Here is a 19,952-nt window from a genome sequence, read left to right on the forward strand (position 1 = left end):
GTGTCGGTGGAGTCGGTCATCGGGCGCAAGGGGGCGGGGCGACGTCATTTAACAAATGCTGGTGGGTGTGAGTATCGCATCTATGACGGTCGCGCGAGGCTCGCGGCGCCGCAAACGCGTCCATCGCCGCGATGATCGCGCGCTAAAATACGCGTTTTGTCATCACGGTTTCGCCCTCGCTTGCAGGGAGAACTCGATCACGCCGAGGGTTGCGAATCGATGCCGGCTCAATTTGTTGGTGTGACTGGCTTGCCGCGCGCAGGCTCGACGTTGTTGTGTCAATTGCTCGGGCAGCATCCCGAGATCCACTGCGAAGGTCATAGTTCGCCGCTGTGCAATGCGGTGCAGGGGCTGCGCCGCATGATCAGCGACGACTCCTTCTTCCTGTCCCAGCTCGACCACTCGTTCGAGCGCGGTTATGCGCATCTCACTTCGGCCATGCAGGGCTTCGTGCGTGGCTGGTATCACGATTGCGACCGGCGCGTGGTGGTGGACAAGAATCGCGCGTGGCTGCAGAGCATCGAGATGCTGCTGCACATCGAGCCCGAAGCGCGTCTGATCGTGTGTTTGCGCGAGCTCGGGCAGATCTACGGTTCGATCGAAGCGCAGCATCAGCGCACCATCCTGATCGATTTCCCCGACCATCTCGCCGATTTCGACCGCATGAGCCGGGCCGACATCCTGTTCGCGAAAGATAAGGCGATCGGGGCGCCGCTGGGGGCGCTGCACGCGGTGCTGGATCTGCCCAAGGCCGTGCAGGAGCGGCTCTATTTCCTGCGTTTCGAGGATTTGATGGCGAAGCCGGCCGCGTGCATGTCGCATCTGTTCGCGTGGCTCGGCCTTGCACCGCATGAGATCGAGCCCGACCAGCTGACGGCGCGCGCTCACGAAAGCGATAGCCACTACCGGATGAAGTATCTGCACCGGCAGTCGGGGCGAATCGCCGCGCCTGCCGTGCATGCGATTCCGCCGCGCATCCAGCGGCAGATCGAGACCGCCTGCGCGTGGTATTACGAGATGTACTATCCGCACCTCGCCAGAACCATGCCGGCGAGCGCTGCGGCGAACTGAGCCGGCGCGCCCGTTTTTCCGACGTCTGTGCCGATTCGAGGCGGATCCGCTACGCACGCGCCCGCAGGCGCGTGCGTAGCGGCATCAGGTCCGGGCCGTGACCCGGACGTCGCTCGTCAGAACGCCTTGGCCAGTTGCAGCCACGCGCGCACCGACGCCGTATTGCCGGCCACTTCCGGCCGGCCGCCGAGCGGTGTCGCTACCGACGCGCTCGCGGTGGTCCGATACGGCCCCGCCCAGTTCAGCCCGACGCCCACGCCGCCCAGATTCGCGATATTCGAGCCCGCTTCGAACGAATTGCGATTGATCTTCACGTGCGCCGCATCGACGAAGGCGATCGCCTGCCACTGTCCGAACCACGCATGCGCCATCGTGTGACGCAATTCCATCGTGAAGGTCGCACCGCTGTCGCCGGCGACGGCGTTGACATCGTACGCGCGCACCGACGTCGGGCCGCCCGCGATCAGTTGCTGTGACGAATCGAGGTTGCCCGACGCGAATTGCCCCGACAACGACACGAACAGCTGATTGCCGCCGCCGAAATCCTGCAGCCGCATCGCGCTCAGACTCAGCTTCGAGAAGCCGCCCTGGGTGTCGCGCCCGAGAGCATCGAGGGTTTGCGCGGCATCGTTGGTAAAGCTGGTGTGTCCGTACGTCCAGCTCGCGCTCCAACTGCTCGCCGCACCGGCCAGCAGACCATCGCGCACGTCGCCCGTCAGCGTCGCCGTGACGTTGTCGAGATGGCGGTCCGTCGCGGTGGCGTTGGCGTCGATGCTGTCGTTGAGCGTGAAGTGGTCGTACTGCAGGTGCGCGTACAGGTTGACGGTCCTGCTGCGAAGCAGCGGCTGCTTGACCCATGCGCTGACGACCTGCGCGGTGCCGTGTGCGCCCAGCGGCGACAGCGTGCCGGCGAGGCGATAGTCGAGCGCCGAGAACGCCGCGCCGGCGCGGGTGCCGGCGCCGCTGAGCAACGCGTCGTAGGCCACGCGGCCGTAGTTCATGTCGGCGCCGCTCGTCACGCCCGAGACGTTGAACTCGTCGCCCTGATGCAGCGGGTTGAACACGCTGACCGTTGCCGACAGTCTCGGACGACCGCTATAGCGCTCCCCCCAGTTGTCAGCCGATACGCCGCCGGCGACCATCGGCGCGGAACTCGCGACCACCTGCAGGTCGGACGTGCCGACCTGCGCGCCGGGCTTGAGCGTCGCGTTGATCCGCACGCCCGGGATGTCGGAAAGCAGCAGCAGGCTGCGATCCATCGCTGCTTCGGTCACGACGGCGCCGCTTTGCAGCCCGCCGAGCGTCGCTTGCAGCAGACCGTCGCGCACGCGGCTCTGGTTGTCGAGACCGATCTTGCCAAAGCGCGCCTCGATGACTTCGATGCGCACCTGGCCGCCTTGCATGGTCTGCGCCGGGACGATCGCGCGGGCGAGCGGATAGCCGTGCGCGTGGTAGTAGTCGGTGATCCGCAACGCGAGGTCGCCGAGATCGGCGAGGGTCAGCTGCTTGCCTTCGGAATCGGCTACGAGCGCGTGCAGCGTCGCCGTATCGATATGGGTATTGCCGGTGATGTCGATGCGCTCGACGCTGAACGCGATCGTCGACGGCAACGGCGCGCTCGGCGGCTGGACCACGTTCAGGCCCGTGCTGTTCGGGCTCGGGGTGAGCGGCAGGACCGGCTGGGTCTGCTGCAGCAGCGTGCCGGCGTTCGGGATGACCGGGTCGGCGGCATGCGCGGCTGCGCAGGGCAAAACGCCCAACAGGGCGAGAAAAAGCGGCCGTTTCGCAAAGCGGCCGTAAGTGGAACGGTTCATGGATATTTCGATGGATTAGTTCTGGCCAACCAGCGTGCCCGCAGGCAGGTTCACGCCCTTGTTCTCGATCCGCAAAGTGCCCGTGCCGCCGATATTCATCGTGACGGCCGGCACCGGAGCCGACGGGGCCGGCTGATCGCCCGGCTGCGCCGGAGCGGGCGCACCCGGTTGCGAGTTGGGCGGCACGGCCCCGTTCGTGATCGTCGACGACGGGTTCAGCGACGGCGAAGTTCCGCCGAGGACTGGGATACCCGTTTGCGCGCTCGACAGAACATCGGGGAGCGAATTCAACGGCGCCGCGGCAAGCGTCAGCGCGGTGGCGTTGCCGGGTGCCTCGGCGAACACATAGTTCGCTGCCGTGAGGCCGCCGCCGTCGATTGCATACGTGCCCGCCGCCGACGACCGGGTCGCGGTGGTGGTCCACGCGAGGTTGCCCGAGGTCGCGCTGGCCTGGGTTTCGTCGCCGACGAAACCGCTCAGCGTGCCGGTCAGCGTCGGCGCCGGCTGACCCGCGGTGCCGGCTGCCGCGGCGGCCGTGTAGGTCAGCGTGGCGGGGGTGATGCTGGCGGTGAGGTCGGTGGGTTGCGCGACCACGTAGTTGTTCGCGTCGGCGCCGCTCAACGCGTCCGATGCGCTCACGCTGATGCCCGTGCCCACGTTCTTCGATGCGAACGTGCCGGATTGCGTCAGCGTCACGGAATCGGAGCCGATCACGCCCGAGAGCGTGCCGCCCGTCAGCGTGGCCGTGGTCGTGCCGTCATACACCTTGTTGCTTGCGTTCGTGCCGCTCACCGTGAGTGTTGCCGGCGTGATGTTGGCACTCAGTTCCGTCGGCTGTTCGATCACGTAGTTGCCCGCGCCCGAGCCGCCCAGCGAATCCGTTGCAGTCACGCTAATGCCCGTGCCAACGTTCTTCGAAGCGAACGTACCTGACTGAGTGAGCGTCACGGAGTCCGAGCCGATCACGCCTGAGAGCGTGCCGCCGGACAGCGTGGCCGTGGTCGTGCCGTCATACACCTTGTTGCTTGCGCTCGTGCCGCTTACCGTGAGTGTTGCCGGCGTGATGTTGGCGCTCAGTTCCGTCGGTTGCGAGAGAACGTAGTTACCCGCTCCCGAACCGCCCAGCGAATCCGCTGCGGTCACGCTGATACCTGTGCCCACGTTCTTCGATGCGAACGTGCCCGACTGCGTCAACGTCACGGAATCCGAACCGATCACGCCGGTGAGCGTGCCGCCGGACAGTGCAGCGGTGGTCGTGCCGTCATACACCTTGTTGCCAGCGCTCGTGCCGTTCACCGTGAGTGTTGCCGGGGTGATGTTGGCGCTGAGTTCCGTCGGCTGCTCGATCACGTAGTTGCCCGCGCCCGAACCACCCAGCGAATCCGTTGCGGTCACGCTGATGCCCGTGCCGACATTCTTCGATGCGAACGTACCCGATTGCGTCAGCGTCACGGAGTCCGAACCGATCACGCCGGTGAGCGTGCCGCCAGACAGCGCGGCCGTGGTCGTGCCGTCGTAGACCTTGTTGCTGACGCTCGTGCCACTTACCGTCAGCGTAGCGGGGGTGATGTTGGCGCTCAGTTCCGTCGGCTGCGAGAGAACGTAGTTGCCCGCGCCGGAGCCGCCCAGCGAGTCCGTTGCGGTCACGCTGATACCTGTGCCGACGTTCTTCGATGCGAACGTGCCCGACTGCGTCAATGTCACGGAATCCGAACCGATCACACCGGTGAGCGTGCCGCCGGAAAGCGTGGCCGTTCTGGTGCCGTCATACACCTTGTTGGTTGCGCTCGTGCCGCTCACCGTGAGCGTTGCTGGCGTGATGTTGGCGCTCAGTTGTGTCGGTTGCGAGAGAACGTAGTTACCCGAGCCCGAACCGCCCAGCGAGTCCGTTGCGGTCACGCTAATGCCCGTGCCCACGTTCTTCGATGCGAACGCACCCGACTGCGTCAATGTCACGGAATCCGAACCGATCACGCCAGTGAGCGTGCCGCCGGAAAGCGCAGCCGTGGTCGTGCCGTCGTAGACCTTGTTGCTGACGCTCGTGCCACTTACTGTCAGCGTAGCGGGGGTGATGTTGGCGCTCAGTTCCGTCGGCTGTTCGATCACATAGTTGCCCGCGCCGGAGCCGCTCAGCGAATCCGTTGCGGTCACGCTAATGCCCGTGCCAACGTTCTTGGATGCGAACGTGCCCGACTGCGTCAGCGTCACCGAGTCCGAACCGATCACACCCGAGAGCGTGCCGCCAGTCAGCGCGGCGGTCGTGGTGCCGTCGTAGACCTTGTTGCTAGCGCTCGTGCCGCTTACCGTCAGCGTGGCGGGCGTGATGTTGGCGCTCAGTTCCGTCGGTTGCGAGAGCACATAGTTACCCGCGCCCGAACCGCCCAGCGAATCCGTTGCAGTCACGCTGATACCCGCGCCCACGTTCTTCGAAGCGAACGTACCCGACTGCGTCAACGTCACGGAATCCGAACCGATCACGCCGGTGAGCGTGCCGCCGGACAGCGCGGCCGTGGTCGTGCCGTCATACACCTTGTTGCTTGCGCTCGTGCCCGTGACTGTCAGCGTAGCTGGAGTGATGTTGGCGCTCAGTTCCGTCGGCTGGGAGAGCACATAGTTACCCGCGCCCGAACCGCCCAGCGAATCCGCTGCGGTAACGCTAATGCCCGTGCCCACGTTCTTCGAAGCGAACGTACCCGACTGCGTCAGCGTCACGGAGTCCGAGCCGATCACGCCTGAGAGCGTGCCGCCGGACAGCGCGGCCGTGGTCGTGCCGTCGTAGACCTTGTTGCTGACGCTCGTGCCGCTTACCGTCAGCGTAGCTGGAGTGATGTTGGCGCTGAGTTCTGTCGGCTGGGAGAGCACATAGTTACCCGCGCCGGAGCCGCCCAGCGAATCCGTTGCGGTCACGCTAATGCCCGCGCCGACGTTCTTCGATGCGAAGGTGCCCGACTGCGTCAGCGTCACGGAATCCGAGCCGATCACGCCGGTGAGCGTGCCGCCCGTCAGCGTGGCGGTCGTGGTGCCGTCGTAGACCTTGTTGCTTGCGCTCGTGCCCGTTACGGTCAGCGTAGCGGGGGTAATGTCGGCGCTGAGTTCAGTCGGTTGCGAGAGAACGTAGTTGCCCGCGCCGGAGCCGCCCAGCGAATCCGTTGCAGTCACGCTGATGCCCGCGCCCACGTTCTTCGATGCGAACGTGCCCGACTGCGTCAACGTCACGGAATCCGAACCGATCACACCGGTGAGCGTGCCGCCGGACAGCGTGGCGGTCGCGGTGCCGTCATACACCTTGTTGCTTGCGCTCGTGCCGCTTACCGTGAGTGTTGCCGGCGTGATGTTGGCGCTGAGTTCCGTCGGCTGGGAGAGCACGTAGTTGCCCGCGCCCGAGCCGCCCAGCGAATCCGCTGCGGTCACGCTAATGCCCGTGCCGACGTTCTTGGATGCAAACGTGCCCGACTGCGTCAACGTCACGGCATCCGAACCGATCACGCCAGTGAGCGTGCCGCCGGACAGTGCAGCTGTGGTCGTGCCGTCATACACCTTGTTGTTGACGCTCGTGCCGCTCACCGTGAGTGTTGCCGGCGTGATGTTGGCACTCAGTTCCGTCGGTTGTTCGATCACGTAGTTGCCCGCGCCCGAGCCGCCCAGCGAATCCGTTGCGGTCACGCTGATGCCCGTGCCGACATTCTTCGAGGCGAACGTGCCCGACTGCGTCAGCGTCACGGAATCCGAACCGATCACGCCGGTGAGCGTGCCGCCGGACAGTGCAGCGGTGGTCGTGCCGTCATACACCTTGTTGCTAGCACTCGTGCCGCTTACCGTCAGCGTAGCGGGGGTGATGTTGGCGCTCAGTTCCGTCGGCTGGGAGAGCACATAGTTACCCGCACCCGAACCGCCCAGCGAATCCGTTGCAGTCACGCTAATGCCCGTGCCGACATTCTTCGAAGCGAACGTACCCGACTGCGTCAACGTCACGGAATCCGAACCGATCACGCCAGTGAGCGTGCCGCCGGACAGCGCGGCCGTGGTCGTGCCGTCATACACCTTGTTGCTGACGCTCGTGCCGCTCACCGTAAGAGTCGCCGGCGTGATGTTCGCGCTCAACTCCGTCGGCTGAGCGATCACATAGTTACCCGCGCCCAAGCCGCCCAGCGAATCCGTTGCCGTCACGCTAATGCCCGTGCCGACGTTCTTCGATGCAAACGTACCCGACTGCGTGAGCGTCACCGTGCTCGCGTCCGTACCGACCAGTCCCGACAGCGTGCCGCCCGTCAGCGTGGCCGTGGTCGTGCCGTCGTAGACCTTGTCGCTTGCGCTCGTGCCGGTCACGGTCAACGTCTTCGGATCGACCGTCAGCGTCCCGTTCTGATAGACGATGACGTAGCCTTGCTGGTTCGAGTACAGACCGCCGGCCGAGATCGTGTAGCCCGCGGCATTGACGTCCGTCGCGCCCTGCGACGTGCCGCCGTAGCTGAGCGTGCCGAACACATTGCCGCTCGCGGAGGCCGAATACGTGACGCCGTTGCCGCCCGAAAACGCGGTGCCGTCGTAGGTTTTGGCCGCGTCGTTCGCGGTCACCGTCAACGTACTCATGAACGAGCGCAGCAACGGATAGGTGTAGCCCTCGTACATCACCCACGTATTGGCGAAATCCCAGCCCGCCGCGGTGAAAGTCGACTGGGTCTGCATCTGCTGCGTGGTCAGGCCGGTCCCGCCCGCCGACGTGGACTGCCCCGACGTGGTGACGTCCCAGAAGCTGTTGGTGACCGGTCCGCCGCTGGAGCCGATCAGGCCGCCTGCCGACCCGCCCGTGCTGCTGCTGACCGCGCCCGTCGAATAACTATCGCTGACCGTCCCATAGCTGGAGCCGATCAGGCCGCCAGCATATCCTCCGTACACGTTGGTGCCGTTGAGGCTGACGCTTCCGGTCGCATAGCTGTTGCTGACCGAGCCTCCGGCGTTGTAGCCCACCAGGCCGCCGGCCGACTGCTGATAGCCGTAAGAGTCGTTGGCACTCACATTGACGGCCACATTTCCGGTCGCATAGCTATTGCTGATGACGCCTGCGTTATAGCCCACCAGACCACCGCCCAACTTCCAATAGCCGTAGCCGTAATTGTTGGCAGCCGAATTGGTCGTTACGGAGGCCGTCGAATAGCTGTTTCTGATGGTGCCTAAATTGACGCCCACCAGGCCGCCGACGATGCCTTCCACCGTTGACACCGAGCCGGTCGTATAGCTGTTGACGATCGAGCCGTAATTGAAGCCGACCAGAGCCCCGACATAGCCGAAGCCGTAGCCGTAGCCCATATTGGTGCCGGTGGAAACGTTGGCGTTGACCAGCCCCACATTGCGGATCACTCCGCCTTGCCCCAGTGCGCTGAAGAGCCCTCCGTAACCGAAATAGCCACTGGAGTTAATGGTCAGTCCCTTGACCGCATGCCCCAAACCGTCGAACGTGCCGGAAAACTGCCCGCCGTTGCCGATCGGCGTGAAGCCGGCGCCGCTATTCCAACCCGACGTGGCGGTCGCGTCGATATCGCTGCCGAGCGCGTAGTTGCCCGAAAGATTCCCGTTGATGCCCTGCAAGTCCGTGCCGGTCGTGCTGCCCTGGCTACCGAGACTCGTAATCACCCTGAAGACCGTCGGCGTGCCGTTGCTGCCGAGCTGGGTAATGAAGTTGTTGCCAGCCTGCAGATTGATCGATGCGTGGGCGCCGATGTTGTAGGTCGCGGTATTGCCCGCATTGAGGTGCGCCATCCCGTACTGCAGCGATACCTTGCCGTCGGCATTCGTCGCGGTGATGCTCTGGTTGACGTTGATGTTGTTCTGCGCGGTCAGCGTCAGCGTCGTCGGCGAGTTCCAGCTCACCGTGTCGTTGATGTTGATGTCGCCGCTGCCGGTGCTTGCGCCCGAGGTGCTCATCAATTGCACGTTGCCGCTGCCGAGCGCCGAGCTGAGCGTCGCGCCCGTCATGTCGCCGCCGCTCGCGGCCACCGTGAAGTCGGTCGGATCGATCAGCCACGAGCCCGCCAGTCCGTACGGCGCGCGCGTCGTGATGGTCGCGTCGGCCGCCACTTTGACCTTCGCCGCGCTGGTCTCGATCGAGCCGCCGTTGCCGCCGTTCGGGGCGCTCGCATCGAGCGTGCCGCCAACATTGACCGTGCCGTCCGCCATGCCGCCCAGCAGCGTGATCGTGCCGTCGTGATTCTCGACGGTGTGTGCTTCGATCACGCCGGTGTTGTTCACCACGCTTGCGAGCAGCGCGTCCTTCGCGCCGGCCGTCATCATGACGACGCCGCCGTCCGCCTGGATCAGGCCGCCGTTTGCCGCGAGGTTGTTCAGCGTGCTCTGGTCGACCTGCATGCTGAGCAGGCTATTGCCGCCGAAATTCAGCGTGACCGCACTGCCGGCGCCGAGCGCGACCGTGCCTAGCTTCGCGACGATCGTGCCTTGATTGCCGACGTGGTTGCCGAGCAGCGCCACGTAGCCGCCGGTGGCCGCCGTGATCGTGCCGTAGTTGATGACGCTGCCCGTGCCGTTGCCGCTGAAGGTCAGTTTGCCGCTGCTCAGGCTTGCGTCGCTGACGTCGAGCGTCGACGCGACGAGGCCGCCGACGTTGACCTGCGCGCCCTTGCCGAACACGATCCCGTTCGGGTTGACGAGGAAGACCTGACCGTTGGCGTTCAGGGTGCCGAGAATCCGCGTGCCGCTCGTGTCGAAGATGCGATTGAGCGCAACCGATGAAGTCGACGGCTGCACGAACGTGACGGTCTCCCTGGGCGCGACGTTGAAGCTGTTCCAGTTCACCGACATGGTGGAGCTGGACTGCGTGATCGTGGTCGTCGAACCGCGGGTGCTGATGCTGCCGCTTCCCGAGACGACCTGGCCGCCGGTCGGCGCCGCCTGCGCCGCGGCCGCTGACACAGACAATGCCGCGACGACGAGTTTGTTGCGTGCCGAACCCTTGCTCCGCCCCCGTGCGACTTCCGATACTGCGATCCAGCTTTGATAAAGCTGGCTCCAGATCAGCCGATATGCGTGATTCATGAAAGCCCCGAAATGTTCTTAAAGTCTTTGGTCGAATTAATTGATTTATGTGCTGCCCGCGAAAAGCGCGGTTCGCGGACGAGGTCCGCCTGTAATTCAATCTGCTCAGGCAGCGCCGATGCGGGCGGCCTGATAGAACGTGTTTGTGGTCGAGTTCAATGAGCGTCGGTCCGCAACCGGATGGCGCATGGAAGGCCCCGGCCGCTGGCGTGTTCAACGCCTGCTTACCGACAACCGATGCCTGATGGGAGTGTCGCCGCCGTGGCCGGAAAACGCGTCATCGATGCTTACAGCCTGTTCCCGGATGACAAGGCCAGGTAGCGGAAGTCTACCGAAGCTAATTTGTTAATTACAGGAGATTTATAAAAACGCGCGCATGTAAGGAAATTTATGAGTGCTTTTTGCAACAGCAAACGTTTTACAAAAAACATCCAGAAAAAGGGCTTAATTTTTCTTTCCTGACGCCGTTATATAAGGCCCGGTGATTTTCTACTTGCGCTGGCGGCTGGGACGGTGACATGCCCACTTCGGTCGCGGGCTATGCCCGGATGTAAGCTTCCCGATTACCTCGCGCGTTACACTCGATGCTTTCTCGCCGCCGCGGCGGCGTCACTCGAAAACGGAACACGGAGAACGCAATGGGTTACGTATTTGCACCCGCACCGCAGGTCGCGGTGCCGGTCGTTGGGTCGGACGAACAGTTCGCGGTGCGGCGCATCTACTGCGTGGGGCGCAACTACGAGGCGCACGCGCGCGAGATGGGCCACGATCCGGATCGCGAGCCGCCGTTCTTCTTCACAAAACCGGCCGATGCGATCGTCTACGTTGCACCGGGCGCGACTGGCGAGTTCCCGTATCCGTCGCAGACGAAGAACGTCCACTTCGAAATGGAAATGGTCGCGGCGATCGGCAAGGGCGGCAAGGACATCCCCGTCGACAGCGCGCTCAAGCACGTGTACGGCTACGCGCTCGGCCTCGACATGACGCGCCGCGATCTGCAGGGCGAGGCGAAGAAAATGGGCCGGCCGTGGGACACCGGCAAGGGCTTCGATCACTCGGCGCCGCTCGGTCCGATCCATCCGGCCGCGACGGTCGGCCATATCGGCACGGGCGCGATCTGGCTGTCGGTGAACGGCGAGGACAAGCAGCGCGCGGACGTGTCGCAACTGATCTGGTCGGTGGCCGAGACCGTCGCCTATCTGTCGACGCTGTTCGAACTGCAGCCGGGCGACCTGATTTTCACCGGCACGCCGGAAGGTGTCGGCGCGGTCGTGCAGGGCGATCTGATGAAGGGCGGCGTCGACGGACTCGGCGAATTCAGCGTACGGGTCGTCTGAAGCGGCTCGTGGGGCAGGTGGAGGAGGCAGTCATCATGAAGCTTTACAGCTATTTCCGTAGCTCCGCGTCGTACCGCGTACGCATCGCGCTGAACGTGAAGAACCTGCCGTACGACTACGTGCCCGTGCACCTCGTGCGCGACGGCGGCGAGCAGTTGAAACCCGACTATCGGAAGGTCAACCCGGACGGCATCGTGCCGACGCTGGTCGACGGCCACGATGCGGTGCCGCAGTCGCTCGCGATCATCGAGTATCTGGAGGAGACGCATCCGGAGCCGCCGTTGCTGCCGAAGGCGCCGCTCGATCGCGCGTATGTGCGCTCGGTGGCGTTGCAGGTCGCGTGCGAGATTCATCCGCTGAACAATCTGCGCGTGCTGAAGTATCTGAAGCACACGCTGTGCGTGGATAGCGACGCGAAAGACGCGTGGTACCGGCACTGGATCGACGCGGGCTTCGCGACGCTCGACGCGCATCTGGCCGGCGACGCGCGGACCGGCAAGCTGTGTTTCGGCGACACGCCGACGCTCGCGGACGCGTGCCTGATCCCGCAGGTGTTCAACGCGCAGCGCTTCAACATCGATACGACGAAGTATTCGACTATCCAGCGCATCTACGATCACGCGATGCAGCTCGATGCGTTCGCGCGAGCGGCGCCGGGCGTGCAGCCGGATGCGGAGTGATGCCGGGCTAGCTTCCGTTGCGGTTCACGCAGAGGTAGAAACGAAAAAAGGGCACTCCGAGGAGTGCCCTTTTTGCTGTCCGGAGCGGGCGAGAGCCCGAGCCTGAGCCTGCTTGCGGTGGCCGCGTGCTCGCCGCTCGTTCGCGGGTTCAGCCGCCCAGCAGCGCGTCCGAAAACTCTTCGGCGCTGAACGGCTGCAAATCCTCGACCTTTTCGCCGACGCCGATGAAATACACCGGAATCGGCCGCTGCCGCGCGATTGCCGCCAGAATCCCGCCCTTCGCGGTGCCGTCGAGCTTGGTGACGATCAGGCCGGTGAGGCCGAGCGCGTCGTCGAATGCCTTGACCTGGGTGAGCGCGTTCTGGCCGGTGTTCGCGTCGATCACCAGCAGCACTTCGTGCGGCGCGCCGTCCTGCGCCTTGCCGATCACCCGCTTGACCTTGCGCAGCTCTTCCATCAGATGCAGCTGGGTCGGCAGACGGCCGGCCGTGTCGGCCATCATCACGTCGATCTTGCGCGCGCGCGCGGCGCCGACCGCGTCGAAGATCACCGCGGCCGGGTCGCCGCTTTCCTGCGCGACCACGGTCACGTTATTGCGCTGGCCCCAGACCGCCAGTTGCTCGCGCGCGGCCGCGCGGAACGTGTCGCCGGCGGCCAGCAGCACCGACTGATCGAAGCTCTGCAAATGCTTGGCGAGTTTGCCGATGCTGGTGGTTTTGCCCGCACCGTTCACGCCGGCGATCATCATCACCAGCGGCTTTGCGCGGCCGAGCATCAGCGATTTTTCGAGCGGCTTCAGCAACTCGACGAGCAGCGAACGCAGCGCCGTCTTGACCTGCTGCGGGTCGGTCAGACGCTCGTTGCGGACCTTTTCGCGCAGCGATTCGAGCAGGAACTCGGTCGCCTCGACGCCGGCATCCGACATCAGCAGCGCGGTTTCGAGCTCTTCGTACAGGTCCTCGTCGATCTTGGCGCCGACGAAAATGCCGGTCAGGCTCGAACTCGTTTTCGACAGCCCGCTTTTCAGGCGGGTGAGCCACGAGCGCTTCGCGCCCGCGTCCAGCATCGGCGGCGGGACGATTTCGACCGCTCCGGAGACGGCGTCTTCCGGCTCGGGCTGCGGCTCGATGATGGTCGTGACCGCCGGCGCGGCGGACTCGGGGAACTCGAAGGCCTCGATTGGCGCATCGGGCTCGACAGGCGCGGCTTCGGGCGTCGCGTCTTCTGGCGCCGCCTGCGATTCGTCTGCCGCGGTATCGGACTCTTTCGAACCCTTGAATCGTTTGAAAAAGCTGAACATGATCTGGCGTATGGGAGAGCGCGCCGGTGGCGCGCAGCCGGCACGGGACCGGCGAAGCGGAGGGCAGCGCCGCGCTGCGGATGGCAGGGCGCTGGCAGCCGCACATTTTATCAGGCGTGCCGCAGTGCGTCGTATCGGCTGATCGGCCAGGCTGGACGCGCGCCACCCCTGTGGTAACGTGGGCGCTCCGACCCCCGCGCAACGGCGCGGCGGGCGTTTTCATCACGTAATCGAAACTGCATGCCTCGTTCTGCACCCTCACGCGCCGCCGGCGCTTCGTCCAAAAGCGGTAAGCCCCATGCCATTCGCATCATCGGCGGCGACTGGAAACGCACGCCGCTGCCCGTGCTCGATCTGGACGGCCTGCGCCCGACCCCCGACCGCGTCCGCGAGACGCTGTTCAACTGGCTCGGCCAGCGTCTGGACGGCCAGCACTGCCTGGATCTCTTTGCCGGCAGCGGCGCGCTCGGCTTCGAGGCCGCGTCGCGCGGCGCGGCGCGCGTGCTGATGGTTGAGCGTAACGGGCGTGCCGCCGGTCAGTTGCGCGCGAACCAGCAGCGGCTGGAGGCGCGCATGATCGAAATCGCCGAAGCGGACGGCTTGCGGCTTGCTGCGAGTCTCGCGCCCGCGTCGTTCGACGTCGTGTTTCTCGATCCGCCGTTCGACGCAGACCTGCTCGGCAAGGCGCTCGAACTCAGCGTGCCGCTGGTGCGCGCGGACGGTTTCCTGTACGTAGAGTCGGGCGACGCGCTCGAGCCGGCCAGCCACGCGCCGCTCGCCGGCTGGGAGGTGGTGCGGCAGGGCAAGGCGGGTGCTGTCCACTTCCATTTGCTGCAGCGCGAAAATAAGGAATAATGCGCGTTCCAAAAAGGGGCCGGGCGGTTTATCGTCACCCGCGGTATTGAGCAGGAAGCGTCGCGTGGACGCGCAGAAGTGCCCTTTTGTCTGAGAGAAGAGGAGAAGTCTCATGGTAGTCGCCGTGTACCCGGGCACGTTTGACCCGCTGACGCGCGGTCACGAAGACCTCGTTCGGCGCGCGTCGAGCATTTTCGACACGCTGGTGGTGGGCGTGGCCGACAGCCGCAACAAGAAGCCGTTTTTCACGCTGCAGGAGCGCCTCGCGATCGCGCATGAGGTGCTCGGACATTATCCGAATGTTCAGGTGATGAGCTTCTCGGGGCTACTCAAGGATTTCGTGCGGACCAATAACGCGCGGGTCATTGTGCGCGGCCTGCGCGCGGTGTCGGACTTCGAATACGAGTTCCAGATGGCGGGGATGAACCGCTACCTGCTGCCCGACGTCGAGACGATGTTCATGACGCCGTCCGATCAGTACCAGTTCATTTCGGGCACGATCGTGCGCGAGATCGCGCAGCTTGGCGGCGACGTCAGCAAGTTCGTGTTCCCGTCGGTCGAAAAATGGCTGAAGGAGAAGGTCGCGTCGATGGGGCCGCAAAGCGGCGCTCAGGCGACGTAGGCCGAACCGGCGTAAACTGTCGGTTTTGACGGATCAAAGCCGGCCGCGGCCGGCATGAAGTGAGAAGAGCATGGCCTTGATGATTACCGACGAGTGCATCAATTGCGACGTCTGCGAGCCCGAGTGCCCGAACGACGCGATTTCGATGGGCCCGGAAATCTATGTGATCGACCCGAAGAAGTGCACCGAGTGCGTCGGGCATTTCGACGAACCGCAGTGCATTCAGGTGTGCCCGGTGGAGTGCATTCCGCGCGATCCGGAGCATCTGGAAACGGCGGAAGGTCTGATGGCGAAGTATCACGCGTTGCAGGCGGCCAAGGGCGCTTGAGATTCGCGAGTCGGGCGTAAAAAAACGGCGAAGGCTGAGAGGCCTTCGCCGTTTTTCTTTTGCGGCGGCGGTTTTGTGTTGCGGGTTTGACGCTTAGCCGACGTACGCGCTGAAAATCCCGCGCAGCGCGTCGAGCAGGATGTCGCATTCGGCGTCGGTGCCGACCGAGATCCGCAGATGCTGGTCGATGCGCGGCGCGTTGAAGTGGCGCACGAAGATTTCCTTCTCGCGCAGCCGCGCCACCAGCATCGTCGCGTCATAGCCCGGATGGCGCGCGAACAGCAGATTCGCGGCCGACGGCACCACTTCGAAGCCCAGCGCGGTCAACTCCGCCGCAAGTCGCTCGCGGCTCGCGATCACCTTCGCGCGGCAGTCGCGGAACCATGCGTCGTCTTCGTACGCGGCGATGGCCGCGACTTGCGCGAGACGGTCGAGCGGGTAGGAGTTGAAGCTGTCCTTCACGCGATTGAGCGCGTCGATCAACGCCGGGTCGCCGAACGCAAAGCCGACCCGCATGCCGGCCAGCGAACGCGACTTCGATACGGTTTGCACGACCAGCAGATTCGGATAGCGATCGATCAGCGCAATCGCCGACTGCGCGCCGAAATCGACATAGGCTTCATCGACGACCACCACCGATTCCGGGTGACTCGCAACCAGCCGCTCGATGTCCGCGAGCGGCAGCGGCCGGCCGGTCGGTGCGTTCGGGTTCGGGAACAGGATGCCGCCGTTCGGCACCGCGTAGTCGTCGATCCTGATCGCGAAGTTCTCGTCGAGCGGGATGGTCCGGTAGTCGACCTCGAACAGCTTCGCGTAGGTCGGGTAGAAGCTGTACGTGATGTCCGGGAACAGCAGCGGCTTGTCGTGCTTGAGCAGGGCCTGGAACGTCAGCGCGAGCACTTCGTCGGAGCCGTTGCCCGCGAACACCTGGTCGGCGCGGATGCCGTGATAGGCGGCCACCGTTTCGCGCAGCTTGCGCGCGGTCGGGTCGGGATAGCGGCGCAGCGCTTCGGCGGTGTCGCCGAGCTCGCCGCGGATCGCGTCGAGCACGCGCGGCGACGGCGGGTACGGATTCTCGTTGGTGTTCAGCTTCACCGGATGCGCGAGCGCGGGCTGTTCGCCCGGCACATACGGCGTCAGACGATGAACGATGTCACTCCAGTAGCGGCTCAAGCGATTCTCCTCGCGGGGTCGGTTGCGGTATCGATGCAGCTGGCGCGTTTCATCGCGCCCAGCTAGCTGTTGTTGCGATGCAGTTGCATCATCGCGCGCTCGAGCTCGCCTTTGATGATTTGCGGCATCACCGCGAGCGCGCGTTCGATCGACGCGTCGATCACGTCCTGTTCTTCGCGCCGCGGCGGCTTCAGCACGTAGTTCGCGACGTCCGGCTTCGCGCCGGCGCGCGCGCTTTCCGGAATCAGGTCGCGCGGATGGCCGATGCCGATGCGTAGCCGCCAGTATTGCTGCGACGACAGATGCGCACTGATGTCCTTCAGCCCATTATGGCCGCCGCTGCCGCCACCGAGCTTGAGCTTGACGCTGCCGGGCGGCATGTCGAGCTCGTCGTGCGCGACGAGGATTTCATCGGGAAGAATCTTGAAGAACTGCGCAACCGCGACGACCGACTGCCCGGAGCGGTTCATATACGTCTGCGGCTCCAGCAGATGCACTTCTTCGCCATGCAGCCGCGCCTTTGCGTAAAAACCGTGAAAGCGCCGCTCGTCGCGCAGCGTCGTGCCGGCTTCGCGGGCGAGTTGATCGACCAGCCAGAAGCCGGCGTTGTGGCGCGTTGCGGTGTATTCGGCGCCCGGATTGCCGAGCCCGACGATCAGTTTGATCATGATTGCGTGGATCCAACTGGCCCGGCGGTGCAGCGCGGCCGGGTAAATTAAGCCGAAAAAAAACCCGCCAGGGCGAACCTCGGCGGGTCACATCGACCGTTTCATACGAAACGGATCGAGAGGATTGCTTGCTTCGAACCGGTAGGTTCTTAGGCAGCCGGCGTTTCGCCTTCAGCAGCAGCTGCGTCTTCAGCGATCGCACCAGCCGGGATCGTTGCGGAAGCAACGACCGGGTTTTCCGCGTCGACGTGAGCGACCAGCGCAACACCTGCCGGCAGCGTGATGTCCTTGGCGTGAACCGATTGACCAGCTTCGATCTTCGCGAGGTCGACTTCGATGAATTCCGGCAGTGCCGACGGCAGGCACTCGATTTCGATTTCGTTGAGGACGTGCGAGATCACCGCGCTCGACAGCTTCACTGCCGGGTTGGTTTCCTGGTTCATGAAGTGCAGCGGCACCTTGGTGTGCAGCTTCTTCGACGAGTCGACGCGCTGGAAGTCCACGTGCAGCACGAGCTGACGGAACGGGTGGTATTGCACGTCGCGCAGCAGAACCTGTTGCGACTTGCCTGCCACTTCCAGGTCGAGGATCGACGAGTGGAAAACTTCTTTCTTCAGCGCGTGCCACAGGGCGTTGTGATCGAGTTCGATCAGTTGCGTGTCAGCACCGGCGCCATAAACGATACCCGGGGTCTTGCCCGAGTTACGCAGGCGGCGGCTCGCACCCGTACCTTGCAGGGAACGCTCGAAAGCGACTACTTTCATGTTGAATCTCCAATGCACTACCCGCGACCAGGTAGTAAAAAGCAGGGCCTCGAAGCCGTAATGGCTGAGGCCCGGGATAGCGACACGAACCTTCGTTCGTTCGTGCCGATTGTGCAAAAACGCCGCGTTTCGCATGAAGCGATACGCGGCGTCTTCGCAAATGCTTAGCTTTCGGCGAACAGCGACATCACCGAATCGCCGCGGCGGATCCGCGAGAACGTTTCGGCGAGCAGGCCGGCGCTCGTCAGCGAACGGATCTTTGCGCACGAACGGGCTTCTTCGCCGAGCGGGATCGTGTCCGTGACCACCAGTTCGTCGAGTGCGGAAGCGGCGATACGCTCGCCCGCGCCGCCCGACAGAACCGGGTGAGTAGCGTATGCGAACACCTGCTTCGCACCGCGTTCCTTCAGAACCTGCGCAGCCTTGCACAGCGTGCCGGCGGTGTCGACCATGTCGTCCATGATCACGCAGGTGCGGCCGTCGACTTCACCGATGATGTTCATCACTTCGGCGACGTTCGCCTTCGGGCGACGCTTGTCGATGATCGCGAGGTCGCAATTGAGCTGCTTTGCGAGAGCCCGGGCACGCACCACGCCGCCGACGTCCGGCGAAACGACCAGCAGGTTTTCGTGATTCTGCTTGCGCAGATCGCCGAGCAACACGGGCGTTGCGTAGATGTTGTCGACCGGGATGTCGAAGAAGCCCTGAATCTGGTCGGCGTGCAGATCCATCGTGATGATCCGCTCGACGCCGGCGATTTCCAGCATGTTCGCCACGACCTTCGCCGAGATGGCGACGCGCGCCGAACGCGGGCGACGATCCTGACGGGCATAGCCGAAGTAGGGGATGGCTGCGGTGATCCGGCCAGCGGATGCGCGCTTGAGCGCATCGACCATGATCATCAGTTCCATCAGATTGTCGTTGGCCGGCGCGCACGTGGATTGCAGGACGAAGACATCCTTGCCACGCACGTTTTCCTGAATCTCGACCTGGATTTCACCGTCCGAGAAACGGCTAACCATTGCTTTGCCGAGGGGAATACCGAGGTTCTTGACGACTTCCTGTGCAAGCGCGGGATTTGCGTTGCCAGTAAAAACCATCAGGCCGTCATGGCTGCTCATCGTGCACCTACTTCAGGCTGGGGGCGGGGGAGAAATTGAACTACAGCGAACTACGAGAGTTTTTGGCAGGGGAGAAAGGATTCGAACCTTTGCATGCCGGAATCAAAATCCGGTGCCTTAACCAGCTTGGCGACTCCCCTACACTAACTTTGAGCTCCGCCGAACGTGGAGTTTCGTTCGACGATGCAAAACTTATGACGCGAAAGCAAAGAGTGGATGTTGATCCAGGCCGGCGGCTACTGCGCTGTTCCATTCGCCGGGCAGTTTGGCTTGCGCCGCTTCTGCTTCAGCTTTGCTACGGAACGCTGCAAAAACGCTTGCACCTGATCCGGACATCCGCGCCGGCGCGATGTTTTCAAACCATCGCAGCACTTGCGCTACTTCCGCGTACTTTCCTACGACAACCTGCTGCATATCATTCCGGCCGAAGCTTTCTGGCCATTCAGTGTTGCAGCTAAGTTCTGCAGGAAAGTCCGTAATTATGAGAGGCTTCGAATCTCTTGTCAACGTTTTTTCTGAAAAAATCGCTGCCGTTGGGACCTGCACTCTCGGCGTCACTACCAGGAAGTGACGCGGCGGCAATTGTACAACGTCCAAAGCTTCTCCGACACCCTCAGCAAATGCATTTTTTCCGAACACGAAAAAAGGTACGTCCGCGCCGAGTTTCAGCGCGAGATCCTGCAATTCCTGGCGCGGCAGATTGAGCTTCCAGAGTCGATTGAGTGCGAGCAATACGGTCGCCGCGTCGGAGCTGCCGCCGCCGAGACCCGCGCCCATCGGCAGACGCTTCTCGATTTCGATCTCGACGCCTTCGTTTGAGCCCGTACGCGCTTTCAGCAACGTCGCTGCGCGCACGGTGAGGTCCTGCTCGGCCGGCACCCCGGCGATTTCGGTGCGGCGCGTGATGAGGCCGTCGTTACGCCGCGTGAAGTGCAACGTGTCGCCCCAGTCGAGCAACTGGAATACCGTTTGCAGCGTGTGATAACCATCCGGCCGGCGACCGGTGATATGCAGGAAGAGATTCAGTTTCGCCGGTGCGAGGCAGTCGCGCAGCGAATCGGCTGTTTCGATCATGAGTGAAAACTAAAACGACATGCACCAGCGTGGCGCTGAAGCGAAAACAATAGAAGAGCGAGAAGTTGCTTGAGACATTGTGGCCACAGGCTACGCCG

14 protein-coding genes and 1 tRNA gene are annotated in these 19,952 nt (G+C 63.8%); 6 read left to right on the forward strand and 9 right to left on the reverse strand.

All coding sequences use genetic code 11. From position 1 onward, the window contains the following. Positions 1-219: 219 nt before the first annotated feature. Positions 220-1,071, forward strand: coding sequence for a sulfotransferase (locus BTH42_RS01965; protein ID WP_075295393.1), 852 nt, complete (start codon positions 220-222; stop codon positions 1,069-1,071). 116 nt (positions 1,072-1,187) lie between these two features. On the opposite strand, the gene BTH42_RS01970 is transcribed toward BTH42_RS01965, so the two are convergent. Together BTH42_RS01970 and BTH42_RS01975 are read right to left on the reverse strand one after the other, a co-directional pair. Continuing rightward, the gene (locus BTH42_RS01970) at positions 1,188-2,885 is read right to left on the reverse strand and encodes a ShlB/FhaC/HecB family hemolysin secretion/activation protein (RefSeq protein ID WP_075295242.1); all 1,698 of its coding nucleotides are present in this window, start codon (positions 2,883-2,885) and stop codon (positions 1,188-1,190) included. 15 nt (positions 2,886-2,900) lie between these two features. Further along, a complete protein-coding gene (locus BTH42_RS01975; protein WP_075295244.1) occupies positions 2,901-9,932 on the reverse strand; it encodes a YDG domain-containing protein in 7,032 nt (2,343 codons plus the stop codon). 638 nt (positions 9,933-10,570) lie between these two features. On the opposite strand from BTH42_RS01975, the gene BTH42_RS01980 reads away from it, so the two are divergent. Together BTH42_RS01980 and maiA are read left to right on the forward strand one after the other, a co-directional pair. Beyond that, the gene (locus tag BTH42_RS01980; protein WP_075295246.1) at positions 10,571-11,269 is read left to right on the forward strand and encodes a fumarylacetoacetate hydrolase family protein; all 699 of its coding nucleotides are present in this window, start codon (positions 10,571-10,573) and stop codon (positions 11,267-11,269) included. Between the two features lie 35 nt (positions 11,270-11,304). Then, positions 11,305-11,949, forward strand: a complete 645-nt coding sequence (gene maiA / locus BTH42_RS01985; protein WP_075295248.1) for a maleylacetoacetate isomerase — start codon at positions 11,305-11,307, stop codon at positions 11,947-11,949. Between the two features lie 148 nt (positions 11,950-12,097). Here the strand turns inward: maiA and ftsY are convergent, their stop codons facing one another. Further along, positions 12,098-13,249: a signal recognition particle-docking protein FtsY gene (gene ftsY / locus BTH42_RS01990; protein WP_075295250.1), complete on the reverse strand. Its 1,152-nt coding sequence runs from the start codon at positions 13,247-13,249 to the stop codon at positions 12,098-12,100. 240 nt (positions 13,250-13,489) lie between these two features. On the opposite strand from ftsY, the gene rsmD reads away from it, so the two are divergent. The 3 genes from rsmD to BTH42_RS02005 all read left to right on the forward strand — a co-directional run bounded on the left by rsmD (position 13,490) and on the right by BTH42_RS02005 (position 15,054). After that, on the forward strand, positions 13,490-14,104 hold the full coding sequence (rsmD, locus tag BTH42_RS01995) for a 16S rRNA (guanine(966)-N(2))-methyltransferase RsmD (protein ID WP_075295252.1): 615 nt from the start codon (positions 13,490-13,492) through the stop codon (positions 14,102-14,104). Positions 14,105-14,216: 112 nt separating this feature from the next. After that, positions 14,217-14,726: a pantetheine-phosphate adenylyltransferase gene (coaD, locus tag BTH42_RS02000; RefSeq protein ID WP_075295254.1), complete on the forward strand. Its 510-nt coding sequence runs from the start codon at positions 14,217-14,219 to the stop codon at positions 14,724-14,726. A gap of 70 nt (positions 14,727-14,796) precedes the next feature. Continuing rightward, a complete protein-coding gene (locus BTH42_RS02005; protein ID WP_054035799.1) occupies positions 14,797-15,054 on the forward strand; it encodes a YfhL family 4Fe-4S dicluster ferredoxin in 258 nt (85 codons plus the stop codon). Between the two features lie 93 nt (positions 15,055-15,147). Here BTH42_RS02005 and hisC read toward each other — a convergent pair whose 3' ends face one another. The 6 genes from hisC to ispE all read right to left on the reverse strand — a co-directional run bounded on the left by hisC (position 15,148) and on the right by ispE (position 19,854). Next, positions 15,148-16,227 carry a histidinol-phosphate transaminase gene (gene hisC / locus BTH42_RS02010; RefSeq protein WP_075295256.1) on the reverse strand — a complete coding sequence of 360 codons (1,080 nt, stop codon included), beginning with the start codon at positions 16,225-16,227 and terminating at the stop codon, positions 15,148-15,150. Between the two features lie 62 nt (positions 16,228-16,289). Continuing rightward, entirely contained in the window at positions 16,290-16,895 is a 606-nt protein-coding gene (gene pth, locus BTH42_RS02015; RefSeq protein ID WP_075295258.1) for an aminoacyl-tRNA hydrolase, read from the reverse strand. 149 nt (positions 16,896-17,044) lie between these two features. Next, the gene (locus tag BTH42_RS02020) at positions 17,045-17,659 is read right to left on the reverse strand and encodes a 50S ribosomal protein L25/general stress protein Ctc (protein WP_075295260.1); all 615 of its coding nucleotides are present in this window, start codon (positions 17,657-17,659) and stop codon (positions 17,045-17,047) included. 164 nt (positions 17,660-17,823) lie between these two features. After that, entirely contained in the window at positions 17,824-18,780 is a 957-nt protein-coding gene (locus BTH42_RS02025; protein WP_075295262.1) for a ribose-phosphate pyrophosphokinase, read from the reverse strand. A 63-nt stretch (positions 18,781-18,843) separates the two neighbouring features. Continuing rightward, positions 18,844-18,920 (reverse strand) — tRNA-Gln (locus BTH42_RS02030). 52 nt (positions 18,921-18,972) lie between these two features. After that, positions 18,973-19,854, reverse strand: coding sequence for a 4-(cytidine 5'-diphospho)-2-C-methyl-D-erythritol kinase (ispE, locus tag BTH42_RS02035; protein WP_075295264.1), 882 nt, complete (start codon positions 19,852-19,854; stop codon positions 18,973-18,975). Positions 19,855-19,952 lie beyond the last annotated feature (98 nt).

Source organism: Burkholderia sp. SRS-W-2-2016 (assembly GCF_001931485.1).
Taxonomy (GTDB): Bacteria; Pseudomonadota; Gammaproteobacteria; order Burkholderiales; family Burkholderiaceae; genus Paraburkholderia.